The sequence below is a fragment of the Thermomicrobium roseum DSM 5159 genome (assembly GCF_000021685.1).
GTDB lineage: Bacteria > Chloroflexota > Chloroflexia > Thermomicrobiales > Thermomicrobiaceae > Thermomicrobium > Thermomicrobium roseum.
The window spans coordinates 801,843-817,244 of the sequence record NC_011959.1; the positions used below are offsets into that span (position 1 = coordinate 801,843).

The 15,402-nt window shown below is 60.6% G+C and carries 12 protein-coding genes; 7 read left to right on the forward strand and 5 right to left on the reverse strand.

Annotated features, from left to right (window positions below; genetic code table 11):
• Nucleotides 1-12 precede the first annotated feature (12 nt).
• A complete protein-coding gene (gene fmt, locus TRD_RS03775) occupies nt 13-954 on the reverse strand; it encodes a methionyl-tRNA formyltransferase (RefSeq protein ID WP_012642209.1) in 942 nt (313 codons plus the stop codon).
• A 175-nt stretch (nt 955-1,129) separates the two neighbouring features.
• On the opposite strand from fmt, the gene TRD_RS03780 reads away from it, so the two are divergent.
• The 7 genes from TRD_RS03780 (at nt 1,130) to TRD_RS03810 (ending at nt 10,355) form a co-directional block, all read left to right on the forward strand.
• The gene (locus TRD_RS03780) at nt 1,130-5,587 is read left to right on the forward strand and encodes a DUF2298 domain-containing protein (RefSeq protein ID WP_012642210.1); all 4,458 of its coding nucleotides are present in this window, start codon (nt 1,130-1,132) and stop codon (nt 5,585-5,587) included.
• A gap of 9 nt (nt 5,588-5,596) precedes the next feature.
• Nucleotides 5,597-7,936, forward strand: a complete 2,340-nt coding sequence (locus TRD_RS03785; protein WP_012642211.1) for a DUF2298 domain-containing protein — start codon at nt 5,597-5,599, stop codon at nt 7,934-7,936.
• A 92-nt stretch (nt 7,937-8,028) separates the two neighbouring features.
• On the forward strand, nt 8,029-8,595 hold the full coding sequence (gene infC / locus TRD_RS03790) for a translation initiation factor IF-3 (protein WP_081433397.1): 567 nt from the start codon (nt 8,029-8,031) through the stop codon (nt 8,593-8,595).
• Between the two features lie 4 nt (nt 8,596-8,599).
• Nucleotides 8,600-8,800: a 50S ribosomal protein L35 gene (rpmI, locus tag TRD_RS03795; protein ID WP_012642213.1), complete on the forward strand. Its 201-nt coding sequence runs from the start codon at nt 8,600-8,602 to the stop codon at nt 8,798-8,800.
• A gap of 16 nt (nt 8,801-8,816) precedes the next feature.
• On the forward strand, nt 8,817-9,170 hold the full coding sequence (rplT, locus tag TRD_RS03800) for a 50S ribosomal protein L20 (RefSeq protein WP_012642214.1): 354 nt from the start codon (nt 8,817-8,819) through the stop codon (nt 9,168-9,170).
• On the forward strand, nt 9,167-9,982 hold the full coding sequence (locus TRD_RS03805) for a TrmH family RNA methyltransferase (protein ID WP_012642215.1): 816 nt from the start codon (nt 9,167-9,169) through the stop codon (nt 9,980-9,982). The genes rplT and TRD_RS03805 overlap by 4 nt, the downstream gene beginning before the upstream one ends.
• Nucleotides 9,983-10,076: 94 nt before the next feature.
• On the forward strand, nt 10,077-10,355 hold the full coding sequence (locus tag TRD_RS03810; RefSeq protein ID WP_012642216.1) for an HU family DNA-binding protein: 279 nt from the start codon (nt 10,077-10,079) through the stop codon (nt 10,353-10,355).
• Between the two features lie 67 nt (nt 10,356-10,422).
• Here TRD_RS03810 and gyrB read toward each other — a convergent pair whose 3' ends face one another.
• The 4 genes from gyrB to TRD_RS03830 are packed head-to-tail and all read right to left on the reverse strand — an operon-like array spanning nt 10,423 to nt 15,399.
• Nucleotides 10,423-12,333: a DNA topoisomerase (ATP-hydrolyzing) subunit B gene (gene gyrB / locus TRD_RS03815; RefSeq protein ID WP_012642217.1), complete on the reverse strand. Its 1,911-nt coding sequence runs from the start codon at nt 12,331-12,333 to the stop codon at nt 10,423-10,425.
• Nucleotides 12,330-13,310, reverse strand: coding sequence for a hypothetical protein (locus TRD_RS03820; RefSeq protein WP_041435956.1), 981 nt, complete (start codon nt 13,308-13,310; stop codon nt 12,330-12,332). Before TRD_RS03820 ends, gyrB begins: the two co-directional genes overlap by 4 nt.
• 12 nt (nt 13,311-13,322) lie before the next feature.
• Nucleotides 13,323-13,700: a metallopeptidase family protein gene (locus TRD_RS03825; protein ID WP_012642219.1), complete on the reverse strand. Its 378-nt coding sequence runs from the start codon at nt 13,698-13,700 to the stop codon at nt 13,323-13,325.
• 58 nt (nt 13,701-13,758) lie between these two features.
• Entirely contained in the window at nt 13,759-15,399 is a 1,641-nt protein-coding gene (locus TRD_RS03830) for a penicillin-binding transpeptidase domain-containing protein (protein WP_012642220.1), read from the reverse strand.
• Between the last annotated feature and the right edge of the window lie 3 nt (nt 15,400-15,402).

The window sequence follows — 15,402 nt, forward strand, 5'->3', positions numbered from 1 at the left end:
CCGCAGTCGACGTTATTCGAAACAGGTCCCGTTTGCCAGTCGTGTACCGCGCCACCAGTCGAGGGCTGACATCGCTCGCTTCCCTTCGGGCTGAACTGTTTCCAGCGCGAGTGGCCGCGTTCCCGTGCCGACGAGCACCACAGTTGGCATGACCGAAAGACAACCGGGAGCCAAGTCCATCTCCGTTTCGATCAGCCTCGCCCTTAGGAGAATCAGGCGACGACCGCCAATTGTCGTCCACGCACATGGCCAGGGTTGCAATGCCCGGATCTTCCGCTCGATGCGCTCTGCTGGCTCCGACCAGTCCACTCGGCCATCGGCTTTGGTGAGGGGACGCGTATACGTTGCTTCTCCTTCGTCCTGAGGGATCGGCACGATTCGGCCTGCGATCCAATCCCGGATCGTGTCAGGGAGGAGTTCTGCCGCGACCTCGGCTAGCCGAGCACCCAGCGTGACGCCTGTATCGTCAGGCACGATAGGAATCGCGAATTGGCGAAGGATCGGACCGGCATCCAACTCGGGGGTCATGACGGCGAACGAGATACCAGTGATCGCATCACCATTGAGCAAGGCCGCCTGGATCGGACTGGCTCCGCGATAGCGCGGAAGCAGTGAGGGATGCACGTTGAGGAAGCCATGCCGTGGCATCGAAAGCATCGATGCTGGGATGATTTTGCCGTAGGCGACCACAACGGCGAGCATCGGTGCCACGGCGGCGAGTCTCGCCTCTGCTTCGGCCGTACGAAGAGTCTCTGGCTGCCAACATGGAAGACCCAGCTCTTGCGCGAGCACCTTCACTGGCGGAGGTTGGAGTCCCCGACCCCGTCCCGCCGGTCGATCCGGCTGGGTGACGACCAGCACGACGACAAAGTCTGGCTGTGCCGCGAGTGTCCGGAGCGAAGGAACGGCAAATTCCGGTGTTCCGAAGAAGACCAGGCGAAGTTTGCCCTCCACCGGCTGAGACCCCCCAGATCGTGCGCGACCGTTCCACCCTGTTCTACCCTACCACGGCTCTCTGGAGTCGGGCATCATTTGCGGGGTTATGAGGACGGAGGAAGTGCACGAAGATCGACCGACAAGCTCGAGAGTCGCCATCCGAAAACGTTCAGCCGTATCAGCGCGCCAGTTGGTGAACGTTCTCTCGATACTCCTGGTGCTCGGCAGCGCGCTGTTGCTCCGTCTGCATGGCCTCGATTGGGACCAAGGGTACCTGCTGCACCCAGACGAACGCTTTCAGTTGATGGTCGCGGTCGACCGCATCCGCACGCCCGAACGCCTCGCTGATTTGTTCGATCCCACGCGAAGTCCCTGGAACCCGCGATCTGCAGGACCCGACGGGCGCCCGCAGGCCTTCGCTTATGGCGCCTTACCTCTTTATCTGCTGGAATCGATCAGTTGGTTCACCGACCGGCTGCTCCACGCAGTCGGCATCGAGCCAGGAACGGCACGCAATCTGTACCACGCGTTGGCGTTCCGCGGACGTTTCCTCACGGTGCTGATCGACGTCGTCGGTCTCATTTTCGCATTGCTGATCGCCCGGCGGGCCTTCGGCAGAGCAGCTGCCTCGATGGCCGGACTTCTCGTCGGATTGAGCATCATTACGATTCAGCAAGCACATTTCTTCGTGGTCGATCCCTGGGCGACATCGTTCGGGATAGCGACGCTTTGGGCAACGACGCATCTCGCGGAGACGGGATCACGTCGTTGGGCGGCGCTCGCTGGAGCGTTCTACGCCGCGGCTCTCGCCTGCAAAGTGAGCATGTGGCCACTGGCGGTGCCGATCGGCATAGCACTGGTTTGGTACAGCTCGCGCACTGCCTTCGACTGTACGCGCCCTGTTCTGTCGAACCTGCTGCGGAACCTGGTCACCCGTACGCCCTGGCCAGTCCTGCTCGCCAGTACCTTTATTGCCTTCGCAGTCTTCGAGCCGTACACGCTCCTCGATCCTCGCTCGACGCTTCGCGATATCGTGCGTGAGTGGGAGATCGCGCAGGGTCGTCTCGATGTTCCCTATACGCGGCAGTATGTTGGTACGGTTCCGATCGTCTATCAAATCGAACAGCTCTTTCGTTGGGGACTAGGGCCAGCCTTCGCGGCGCTGAGCGCTCTCGCCATCGTTCGCGACACACGAAAACTCCTGGTCGAGATCATCTCGCATCGTCTCCGAGTGTCAGCGACCGACGGCCATGCGTCCATCGAAGGTCAGCGTGCGTTCGTTACACGCCTTCTCCTTCTCAGCTGGATCCTCGCGTACGGCCTGACAGCCTGGACAGCGGAGACGAAGTATCTCCGTTATTCGCTTCCCCTGGTTGCTCCGCTAGCCATCTTGGTGGCAGCTACTTTGAGCGAGTGGCTGGAGCGATCTTCCTCACGCTGGCAGCGAGCGGGCGCCAGTTTTGCTGTGCTGCTTGTGCTTGGCGTTACCGCGGCGTGGGCTGGTGCCTTCAGCACAATCTACCGTCATCCGCATACACGTGTGGAGGCGTCCGAGTGGATCGTGTCGCACATTCCACCAGGCGCCGTTCTGGGGGTCGAGCATTGGGATGATCGGCTGCCTCTCGCGGTGTCGGATATCTCTCCTGACCAGCACTATCGGTTCGTCACGCTCGCGCTCTACGATGATCGATCACCGGAGGAAGCGTTTGGTTACCTCGCCGCACGACTTTCCGAGGTCGACTATATCGTTCTGTCCTCGGATCGCTTGGCCGGATCGATTCCTCGTTTGCCGTGGCGCTACCCCGTGACGAGCGAGTACTACCGACTGCTCGATCAAGGGGCACTCGGCTTCCGACTGATTTATGAGGCCAAGCGGGAGTCGCGGCTCGGTCCGTTGCGCTTGGATGACCTGGAAGCGGACGAGAGTTTCACGGTTTACGACCATCCGCGCGTCCGGATTTATCAGAAAGTGCGCCAACTCAGCGAGGACGAACTGCGCCTGCGCTTCGCCTGGGCGTTGCAGCGCCCCTGGTACCCGCAACGCGATCGCCCGGAGGCCTGCCGGCAACTCCTGGACGGGCCAGCCGAGAGCGCTGAGGTTGCACGCGATTTAGGCTGGGCCGAGGAGTGGCTCGCTCGGGACTGGGAAGCGATCGTCTGGTGGGTCGCCCTCTCCATAGCGATCGGTGCCGTGGGATTGCCGCTGGCGACGCGTCTCGGCGCGCCGCTCCCTGACGCGGGGCTTGCGCTCGCCCGTCCGCTCGGGCTGATCGTCCTCGCGTATCCGATCTGGCTGGCAGCCAGCTGGCGGATCCTCCCGTTCGAGCTGCCGTGGCTACTCCTTCCTATGGTCAGTGTGGCGGTTTTGCTCTGGTGGCGTTGGAGTCACCGGCTGCGGGCACTCGTTCGGCCATGTGCCATCCGCTGCGCGATCCTGGTCGAGGGGAGTTTCTGGTTCGGTTTCGCTTTCTTCCTGGTGCTTCGCTGGCTCTATCCTGATCTTTGGCACCCGTTCTTCGGCGGAGAAAAGCCGATGGAGCTGGCATACGCGAACGCCATCGCGCGCAGTCGCTGGTTGCCGCCATACGATCCCTGGCTCGCTGATGGAGTGCAGAACTATTATTATTACGGATTCTTCCTCAATGCTTTGCAGTGGAAGTTGAGCGGACTGTTACCCGATCGTGCTTTCCAGCTGACGGTTGCGACCTTTGCCGGGCTCGTGGCGAGCCTCGCGGTCTCGCTCGGGCTTGCCCTAGTTCACTGGTTGGTGGACAGCGCGAGTTCCACCTCCTGGCGCGGACGGACCCTCGTAACCAGCCTGGCGAGTGGAATGGGCTCCCTGTGGTGGCTCCTCTTCGCCGGGAACCTCGACCCAATCATCCAGGTCATCACCAAGCGTTCGTTGGCTATCGATTTTTGGCAGAGTTCGCGGGCGATCGCCCAGGCGATCACGGAGTTCCCCTACTTTTCGTTTCTGTATGCTGACCTCCATCCACATCTCATCGCGCTTCCCTTCTGGTTGAGCCTGATCGCTCTTATCATGGCTGCTCACGCCGAACAGGAGGCACCTGTCTGGGACCGCGCTCTCCGTTGGATGACCAGCGTGTTGGTCGGGAGCACGGTGATCGTGGTCAATAGCTGGGATCTTCCCCTCGTAGCCCTCCTCCTGATAGCGATGACGCTGGTCACGATCGTACCGCGCCGACCTGCCCAACTGGTTTGGGTTGTCGGTGCGAGCATCCTCGCTCTCGCAGCATCGCGGCTGATCTATTGGCCGTTTTACGAACGTTTCGTGAGTCCAGTCACGAGTCTGCGCCTGCTGGAAAATGGCACCGCTCCCGATCAGTTTCTCGTGCACTTCGGACTATTGCTCGCGCTACCTGTACTTGCCGTCGTCGCGAACTGGTCGCTTCCGGCGCGTTCCTTTTGGAGCCTCGGGCTGATCGCGGTCGGTGCAACAGCAATCGGCTATGCTGTCGGTCTCATGCTCCGAAGTAATGGCTGGAGTCAGGTCGGCCTATCCGCCAGTGATGCATGGATCCTCTTGCTGCTCCTGAGCGTGTTTCTGGGCGTCCCCTTCGGGTGTTCGCTCGCTGGTTTCGATCCGCTGCGTCCGGAAACGTTGTGGTGCGTCGCCCTCTTAGGTGCAGCAGTTGGCTTGTTCGGCACGAGACATTTGGCAGCATCCCTGCTGGTCGTACCGACCGTCCTGGTGAGCGCATGGCTCGTGCAGCACTGGCGTGATCGGCGAGCACCGCTCCTGGGATTGTGGGTAGTGGCGGCAGGCATCGTCCTGCTGATGGAAACGGTCGTCATCGTCGACGATCTCTATGGGTCACCATGGCAGCGGATGAATACCGTCTTTAAACTCTCGTTCGAGGCCTGGCCCCTCCTCGCATTGAGCGGCTGGGGTCTCTGCATCGATCGGTGGCACGCACAGCCGAAGATGCGAACCCGAGCGCGCACGTTCGCACAGCTCGTTCTCGTCGGTGTCATCGGCATTTCGAGTCTCTACCTACTCCTCGGAACGCCACAACGACTCGCGTTACGCCTGCCGTCGACACCGCAGCCTGGGAGTCTCAACGGCTATGCATGGATGCGCGGCGGCTTTTACTTCACGAGTCGCGGCGAACCGATCGGGACGAGCGAGGACCTTGCCGTGATCCAGTGGCTACGACAGAACCTTTCGGATAATTCGGTGATTCTCGAGGCTTCGATTGGACCCTACCGTGGGAACGGATCTCGCCTTTCGAGTGCAACTGGTCTCCCGACTGTTTTAGGCTGGGATCGGCACGAGCGGCAACAGCGCACGCGGGTTATCCCGATTGATCGAACGATCCGGTTGGAGTCGCCGCTCGGTCCGACAGTCGATGAACGACTGATCGCAATCCGGGAGATCTACCAGACCACTGATCCCGCTCGGAAGCGCTGGCTGCTGTACCAGTATCGAGTCAGGTACGTCGTCGTGGGGCAGGTCGAACGGCGGTGGCGAATCCAGCCTGGGTTTGCTGGGGCGACGATCCCGGACGAAGTCTATGCCTCACCCGAGGGAATCGCGGCATTCGAGCCCTTGATCGGTAACACGCTTCGCGTCGCCGTGACGTTCGGTGACACGGTCATCTACGAAGTAGTGCCGCTCAGCGAGAGGTGAGTCATCGGCATGCGCGATCTCGAGCTGGCCGTGCTGTGGCAGGCGATCTGGCTCGCAGCTGCCGCCGCGACCGTTCCATGGCTTCGCTGGTTGCACCTTCCTGCGCGACCAGCGCAGGGGATCGCCCTCGCCGCCGGGCCAGCATTGGTGGTCCTTCCCCTTTGGTGGGTGGGAATGATGTCCGGAATCCCTTTTACGAGGGCGACACTGTTCCTCGTCTTTTCGCTCCTTGCGCTCGTCGGTTGGGGACTGGTCATCGCACGAGGGCAGTCGTGGCAGTCGCTGACGGAAATCATAAGAGCGTGGCCTCTCCTCTTGGTCCATACGGGCGCATTCGCCCTCTATGCTCTCTTTCGCAGTTACAATCCAGCGATCCGCTACACCGAGAAGCCGATGGAGCTGGCTTTTCTCTCCGCAGCCTGGGCGAATCCTCATCTGCCACCCCCTGATCCCTGGTTCGCTGGTCGTCCGATCAACTATTATACCTTTGGTTATGTCGAATTTGGTGCCATCGCCAAGACGTTGGGCTGCCAGCCGGAGTTCGCCTTCATTCTCGCGCTCGCGTCGCTCTTTGCCAGTGCAGTGACCGCTGCGTACGTAGCCACCTGGCTTCTCCATACCGGATACGGAGCCAAAGCCCGCGTTCTCGCGGGAGTCCTCGCACTCTTTCTCCTCGTCGGTATCGGGAATTGGCAGACGGCATGGCTCCTTCTGCAAGATCCTCGTGGCGCACTCGCTGCATCATGGTGGGCTGGACCGGGATGGCAAGCTTCTCGGGTCATCGTGGACAGCGGCTTTCCGTGGGACAGTACACCGCGACCGACGATCAACGAATTCCCATCCTTTTCCTTTGTCCTGGGTGACCTTCATCCGCACATCCTGTCGCTCCCCCTGAATCTCTCTTTTCTGATTGTCCTCATCGCGCTAGCACAAGCGGCTCGAGTGTCGGAACCTCTTACACTACCGATCGATAAGTCTACTTGTCATCTTTCCCAAGCTCATGTTGGCCGAGAGCGCTGGACATTGCCGATACTCGCAGGCATTGTCCTTGGATGCTTGTGGATCACCAATACGTGGGGAGTGCCGCTCGCGACGATGACTGCCGGACTTATCCTGCTCGCTCGTCCGCGCTCCTCGATCTGGATGACGGTCGTTCACGGCGCTCTCATCCTCAGCGCGGCTGCCTTCGTCGCTTTCCCCTTCCAAGCGAACTATGTCCCGGCCTATGGCGCACCAGCTGAGGAACTACCAGCTTTCCTCGAGAGAGTGCCAGTCGCCGGTTGGTTCCTCCGTACGGTCGGAATCGTCGTCTGGGAGCGCAGCTCGTTCGGTGAATTGCTCCGTACTCACGGTCCGCTGCTCGTCCCCGGTCTCGTGGCCCTCGTTGCTACCTTTCGTGCATCCGACCATCAGCGAGTGCGACCGGCTGTGCTGGCTAGTGCGGTCGGCTTCGCTCTCGTTGCTGGCCTAGCCAGCGCCACTCCTGCTCTCGTGGTTTTCGGCCTGCCACTGGCTGGACTCGCATGGGTAATGTGGCGAGAGCGAACCGCGGCACCCGAACGCCTGGCCGCGCTGGCGATGCTCGCTGCTGCCTGGAGCGCCATTCTCGCTGTTGAGTTCTTCTATCTGCGCGATGTGTTCGGCGACCGGATGAATACTGTGTTCAAAGTCTACTTCGACGCCTGGGTGCTCCAGGCGATCGCTGTGCCACCCCTTCTCCTGCATGCTCTGGCGAACTGGAAATCCTGGGGAAAGAGCATGGCGATCGCCGTTGTCGGCTTCTCCCTGCTCGCCGCAGCTCCTTACACGCCTTTGTCTGTCTGGAAGTGGACCGACGGATTCGCCCAGCTGATCGGCTTGGACGGGCTTGCCTATCTGCGACAGGCCCATCCTGATGAATTCCGGGCTATCACGTGGTTGCGCGAGAGCACCCGACCCGATGCCGTCGTCTTGGAGGCACCAGGCTGCTCGTACGGTATGGTCGGCGAACTACCGCACAATCGGGTTTCTATGGCTACCGGCCGTGCGACGATTCTGGGCTGGGAAGGGCATGAGTACCAGTGGCGGCGTGGGAGTGCTCGAGACTTGGCAACGCTCCAGAAGCGCCGAGAACTGCTTCTCCGCTTCTTCCAGGAACCGGGAATGGAAACTGTTCCTTCTGTGCTCAGCACGTACGGTATTTCCTACGTCTTCGTCGGGACTTTGGAGCGGACGGGACTCGGACCGAATTGCCCGTTTCTCCAATCGCCAGCCGCCGAGGCTCTCGGGACGGTTCTGCGGCAGATCGGTTGGGCACCCGTCTACCAGGATGGAGCGGTGACGATCTACGCACCGGTAGTGCGGCGTTGACCGGGTACGCCTGCTCGTGCTACCATGGGGTGTGCCACGCCGAGCGTGGTTGAGTTGGGAATGGCTGTGACCTCGAAACGAGGAGGGACACGATCAGTACGACACGGCCACTTCGGGTCAATGAACGGATTCGCGTTCCCGAGGTTCGCCTCATCGACGAGACCGGGCATCATTTAGGGATCGTCCGTACCGAAGAGGCCCTGCGCCTGGCTCGTGAACGCGGGCTCGATCTGGTAGAAGTCCAGCCCAATGCGAGTCCTCCGGTCTGCCGGATCATGGATTACGGCAAATACCGCTACGAGGAGAGCCGGCGGGAACGAGAATCGCGCAAGCGGCAGAAGACAATCGAAGTCAAGGAAATCCGCTTGCGCCCCCGGATCGACACGCATGACTTGGAAACCAAGGTTCGCCAAATCCAGCAGTTCCTGACTGACGGAGCGAAAGTCAAAGTGACTGTCCTGTTCCGCGGGCGGGAGATCGTGTACCAGGACCTGGGTGAACGTGTCTTGCAGCGGGTGATCGATTTGCTCGGTCCCAGGGCTGTCGTGGAGCAGCCGCCTCATGCGGAAGGCCGGACGCTGGTCATGTTTCTCGCTCCCGGGCACGTCGAGGTAACCAGGACAGCGAGCTGCGAAGAACGAGAAGCGGAGGGGCAGTGAGATCATGCCGAAGATGAAGACGAAGCGTGCCGCAGCCAAACGGTTCAAGATTACCGGGACAGGCAAGGTGATGCGAATGCGGCATGCTCGCAATCACAACCGACTGAAAAAGGCACCACGGGTTCGTCGTTCGTTCGACAAGATGGCGCCCGTTCACCCGTCCGATGTACACCGCGTGAAGCCGCTCCTACCGTACGCCTGGTGAGAGGTGAGGGAGAGCGATGGTTCGCGTCAAGCGAGGCGTCACCAAGCATCGAAGACACAAGAAAATCCTCGAGCTGGCCAAGGGTTACCAGCTCGGCCGAAGCAAACTGTATCGACACGCAAATGAAGCGGTACTGAAGGCGCTGCGCTATCAGTATCGTGACCGACGCGCACGCAAGCGCGATTTCCGACGACTGTGGATCATTCGCATCAATGCGGCTGCGCGTCAGCATGGTATGCCCTATCGCGACTTCATCCACGGGTTGAAGCAGGCCGGTGTGGAAGTCGATCGGAAGATGCTCGCTGACCTGGCGGTGCACGATCCATCCGCCTTCGGTCAGCTGGTCGAGGTTGCCCGTCGCGCTCTGTGACGACGGTCATCAGTTCTCGTCATCATCCACTCGTTAAGTTCGCCCGCTCCCTTCGCGAGCGACGAGTCCGCGAGAGGGAGCGGGCCTTTCTCGTCGAGGGGCCGAAGACGATTGCTGATGCTGTGCAGGCGGGCTATCGGCCCTCCCACCTCTTCTATGTCCCAACGCGTCTCGATCCACTCGAGCAAAAAGTCGTTGCTCGTGCCCAGGCAGTTGGTACGCGGATCATCGCCGTTACAGAGCGTGTCTTGCACGAGATCGCCGAGACGATGACGCCACAGGCGGTCGTCGCCGTATTCCCCATTCCGAGCATCCCCTTTCGCTTACCGACAGCGGAACCGTTGTTCGCTCTCATCGTCGATCGACTGCAAGACCCCGGTAATCTCGGCACCTTACTGCGCTCGGCACTCGGAGCGGGGGTCCACGCGGTGCTGCTGACGCCGGGCACAGTGGATCCGTTCAATCCCAAAGTGGTGCGGGCAGCAGCCGGAGCGCACTTCCATCTGCCGATCGCAACGCTCGATCCCGTTGCGATTCAACGGGAATTTCCCGGGCTGGAAATCGTGGTTGCCCGTCCACAGGCACTGCGTGCCTACGATGAACGGGACTGGACGCGCGCTTCCGCGGTGGTGATCGGGAGCGAGGCACACGGTATCAGTGCGGAACTCGCGCGTCTGGCTGCAGACGAGGTCAGGATCCCCTTACGTGGCGGGGTCGAGTCACTCAATGCCGGGGTGGCGGGGTCGATCATTCTGTTCGAGGCTGCTCGCCAGCGCCGTCATGCTGAACGCAAAGCGACTACTGGAGAGTAGCCGCACCCTCTTGCAAATTTCGCCGTTCATGCTATAGTGAGGGTGATCTCGATTGGAGATCAGGGATTGGGAAGGTCAATCAGGGGGTTCAGCCATGCGCAAGAGCGATCTCATCAAGGTCGTCGCCGAACGAACGAATGCCCGTCAGAGCCAGGTGGCTCCTATCGTCAATGCGGTGTTCCAAACTATCCAAGAGACACTCGCCAAGGGAGAAGAAGTCAGCATCGCTGGGTTCGGGACATTCCGGGTGAGCGAGCGGGCTCGTCGCCGCGGTCGCAATCCGCGGACCAACGAACCCATCGAAATCCCCGCCCGGCGGAGTCCCAGCTTCCGTCCTGGCACGCAACTCAAGCGTGCTGTTGCGGGGCGTTGATCGAACTCGTCGGCGAGGAGCGGGGCAAGGTGGTGCGATGCCTCGCATCGACCACCAGCCCCGCTCGTCAGATATCCAGGTTCCGTACCTCCCGGGCGTGTGCCTGGATGAAGCGCTTGCGCGGTGGGACAGCTGATCCCATCAGCATGTTGAACGTCTCATCCGCCCGCACGGCATCTTCGATCGTCACCTGGAGCAGCGTACGCCGCGCTGGGTCCATGGTCGTCTCCCAAAGCTGCTCAGGATTCATTTCCCCAAGTCCCTTGTAGCGCTGTATATCCCACGTCTTACCGTCACCCCGGTTGAGTATGGCATCGCGCTCCTCGTCCGAATAAACGTAGTGCACTTCTTTCCCGCTCTGCAGGCGGTACAGCGGTGGCTGGGCGATATAGAGATGACCGTCGATGATCAGTCCCTCGAGGTACCGGAAAAAGAAAGTGAGCAACAAAGTTCGAATGTGTGCCCCGTCGACATCTGCATCAGTCATCAAAATGACTCGATGGTAACGCAGTTTCGAGCGGTCGTATTGGTCGCCGATGCCCGTGCCGAGCGCGGTAATCAGGGCACGAATCTCCTCGTTATGTAGCATCCGATCCAGTCGCGCCTTCTCGACATTGAGAATCTTGCCCCGGAGCGGAAGCACCGCCTGAAAGCGGCGATCGCGTCCTTGCTTGGCCGAGCCACCTGCTGAGTCGCCTTCGACGATATAGAGCTCTGCCTTGGCCGGATCGCGCTCGGTGCAGTCGGCCAGCTTTCCAGGAAGGCTGAAGGTATCGAGCGCCCCCTTGCGCTGGACCAGTTCGCGTGCTTTGCGGGCTGCCTCCCGCGCCCGAGCCGCAGTCAAGCACTTTTCGATGATACGCCGCGCGATAGCAGGATGCTCTTCGAGATAGCTCGTGAACGATTCGTAGACGATCGATTGAACGATACCGGCCACCTCGGCATTCCCGAGTTTGGTCTTGGTTTGCCCTTCGAATTGAGGCTCGGGAAGCATCACCGAGATGATCGCTGTCAGTCCCTCCCGGACGTCCTCACCACTCAGGTTGGGATCGTTTTCTTTGAGAAGACCGTGTCGCCGCGCATATTCGTTGATTGCCCGGGTCAGTGCTGCCTTGAACCCTGTGACGTGCGTCCCACCATCGATGGTGTTGATGTTATTGGCGAACGCGTGTGTCGACTCGGCATAACCGTCCGTGTATTGAATCGCGACTTCTACCAGGCAACCGTTCTGCTCTCGCTTCACGTAGAACGGTTGCGGCTGAAGCACTTCCTTCGTCCGGTTCAAATGCCGCACGAAGGAGACGATACCTCCCTCGAAGTAGAACGTCATATCGAGATCGGTGCGCTCGTCGACGAAATGAATCGTCAATCCGCTCGTCAGATAGGCTACTTCCCGAAAACGTTGCAAGAGGACGTCGCTCTGGTAGTCGAGCGAGCGGAAGATCAGCCGATCAGGGAGGAAGACCGTCTCGGTTCCGTGATCGTCGGGCGTCGTCTCCCCGATAGTCTCAACGGGCGTCACCGGCACTCCTCGCTCGTACCGCTGGTGGTATATTTTGCCGTCCCGCCGCACGGTCACTTCGAGCCATTCGGAGAGCGCATTGACGACCGATGCCCCTACACCGTGAAGACCACCGGAGACCTTATAACCACCACCACCGAATTTTCCTCCGGCATGGAGTGTCGTCATGATGACTTCCAGCGCCGATTTTCCGACTTTTGGATGGATATCGACAGGAATGCCTCGCCCATCGTCCCATACGCGGACAGAGCCATCCCGGTGGATGGTGACCTCGATCCGATCACAGTACCCGGCCAGTGCCTCGTCGACGCTGTTGTCGACGATCTCGTAGATGAGATGGTGCAATCCCCGAATATCGGTACTGCCGATGTACATCCCGGGGCGGCGCCGGACAGCCTCGAGTCCCTCGAGAACCTGAATGGCACTCGCATCGTAGCGTGTCGTCGAGTTCGTCATCGTCGCGATTCCTCTTCTCGCTTTGCATTCGCACCCTGACGGAGAACGAGCACGATCCGTTCGCGATAGAACAGCAAGCTGGCCAAGACCAGCCCTGTCGCCACGTAGCTGTGACTCACCAGCGCGAACGGTACCGCCGCTGCATTTTGGGTAAAGACTCGTAGAGCCAAAGGGAGCCCCAGTTGGACGACCAGGCTCGCCGCAATGAAGCGCATGGTCGGCCAGAAGGCGATTCGGCAGATGCCGAGACTATAGATGACAGCACGGAATGGCCCGGCGCCGCTCAAGACGATCGCGTCTTCAACGAAGAAGGTACCGATGTAAAAAAGGATCGCGAGGACGGCTGTGGCGATCGTGAACAGAACGAGCACAATGTCTCCGAGCCCAAGGAGCGTTGCGCCAAACACGGTGAAACCTGCCAGGAACGACAGTCCCACTGCGGCGAGTGCGAGCAATCCAAGGTAGGCAAGCATGACCAGCGTGTTGCGGAGCGTGCTCCGGAAAAGTTGCGCTCGTCGCAGACGCTCGCCCCGCACCACATACGCCAGTATCGTCCAATAGCTCATGCCCAGGCCGATACTCGCCAAGAAAAGTGCGAACACCACCCCGATACTCGCGGCGAGCATGGGCTGAAGAACGAGTGGCTGGTACGGGAGCGCGATGTTGTCTGGACCGAGCGCTGCCACCAAACTCGGAATCAAGCTCGCCAGGATGACGACAGCGTCGAATTCTGCGCTCAGCATTGGAACCGGTGCGGGTGATTGTCCGGCGAACTCGGGACGGCTGAGCATTTGGTTCACCGCACGCCCGATTTCGTTTACTGAGATGCGTGGTCCCAACCAGAGGAGGAGATCCAGCGCAACAACCATCAACGCGAGGTACGGACGGTGATTGAGAATCGTGAACGCCGTCCCGATGGTATCGATCACTCCGGCTGGTGCGGGTTCTCGGAGCGAGCGCGATGGTGCAGATTTCACGCTCCTCACCTCTCAGTATCGCCCGATTTCCAGCAATCGCTGGTCATCGATTCCGAAGTAGTGTGCGAGCTCATGCAGAACCGTCTCGCGAACGATGCGGGCAACATCGCGTCGATCACGGGCTGCCCGGCAGATGGGGCCTTGAAAGAGCGTGATCACGTCCGGTGGTACGAGACCGTATCCTGTCGTCCGCTGCGTCAGTGGCACCCCCTCATAAAGCCCGAAGAGCGTACCGGTGCGCCCCCCGGCCAGCCGGCGGTGATGCCGCCGCGGTTCGCGCTCGATCACCAGCGCGACGTTGTCCAAAGCTCGTCGAAACTCCTCAGGCAGGCAGCTCAGCGCATCGTGGACCATGTGCTCGAATTCGCGGCGCGTCACGACGACCGGCATGCGACACCCTGTCACTAAACCCGAACAAGTATACCAGAATCGGCCTCACCGGTGAGCGTCATCCCGTCCCGACCGCCGCTGCCAAAAGCGTTCTACCGATCGGCAGCGCGACCTGCGCTCCTGATCCACCATGCTCCACGACGACGGCAACGACGACGCGCCTGTCACCCCGCTCGGCGAAGCCGATAAACCAGGCGTGCGGTGCGCGTTCTCCCACCTCGGCTGTACCTGTCTTACCCCCGACCGTAACTCCCGGGATGCGCGCTGCCTGGGCATACCCATGTTCGACCGACCAGGTCATGAGTTCATGCAGGGCTCTCGCTGTTTCTTGGTCAAAGGCGCGTCGCCAAACGCGCGGCTCGTGATGCCAAACGACTGCTCCAGCCGCGTCACGCGTCTCCTGCACGAGATACGGTTCCGGAAGCGTTCCATCTCTTACGACACCAGTAACGACCAGAGCCATCTGGAGCGGAGTCACGAGCAACTGTCCCTGCCCGAACGCTGTCTCGGCCAGTCCAGCCGGTGCGCCGAGGAAATCAAGCGAGTCGGTCAATCGACTGACCGCGACGGGTAGATCGAAAGGGATGCGTTCACCGAATCCAGCTGCGCGTGCAGTCTCCTCCAGTCGAGAAGCTCCTAAAGCCAGGCCGACCTGAGCGTAGACCACATTCAAAGAGTAGCCATATGCCTCTCGCAAGGTATAGCTCACACGTGTGGGATCTGGGCGATTCTGTTCGATGATCACGCGCGAATCGATCACCAGGGCACCGTCATCCCGATAAACGGTGTCGGGCGTCGCAACACCCGACTGCAAAGCAGCCGCAGCTGTTATCGTTTTGAACGTCGATCCTGGTACGTACAACCCTTGGATCGGCCGGAGCAAAAGGGGGCCGCGTCCGTCCTCCCGCAAGCGATCGAGATAGGACGCGGCTCGCCTCACCTCGTCTGCTGAGGCACCGAGTGGAACGCTGAGCAAATTGGGATCGAATGCCGGTGCAGTGACCAGTGCCAGGACAGCCCCGGTGTCGGCATCGAGCAAGACGATCCCTCCAGAACGATCGCCCAGCAACGACTGCCCCAGTTCCTGCAGTCGAGGGTCGATGGTGAGAACGATATCGTTACCGCTTCGCCTCCGGTGGAGAACCCCGTCAAGCCAAGCTTGCCAGGTAGTGGCTGTTATGCCAGAAAGGTCAGCGTCGTACCGCGCTTCCAAGCCAGCAGCACCGTAAAGACCTGGAGAATAGTAACCGGCCAGATACGCGGCACTCGTCAGGTAACGGCGTACTCTGCGTCCATTCTCCAACGTATCCTCTGCGATCACCGAGCCATCGGACAAGAGGATCTTCCCGCGGGTTATGGAGCGCTCGAGGGCATAGCGTCGCACGTCGATCACACCACTCGTCGGGTCGCTCGTTCGAGCGAGAATCCGCTCACGGTCGAAAAGTTGTGCCCGCAGAATCTGCACAGTGACTAAACCGAAGCCGAGCGTAAGCACCAAGGCGACATGCAAGAGCGGGTGCCCACGCCGGCGAGCGAGTCGGCGAATCTCTGGCGCGAGTGCGGTCGCCCAAAGAACGCCAGCGACGAGAAGTAGAGCGAACCAGGTCGGATCAGTCCGATCGTTCGTCCGTACGATCCCGTAGGCGAGGACGCAGAGGGAGGCCAAAAATGCTGCTGCTGGGACGACTCTCCATACCATCGT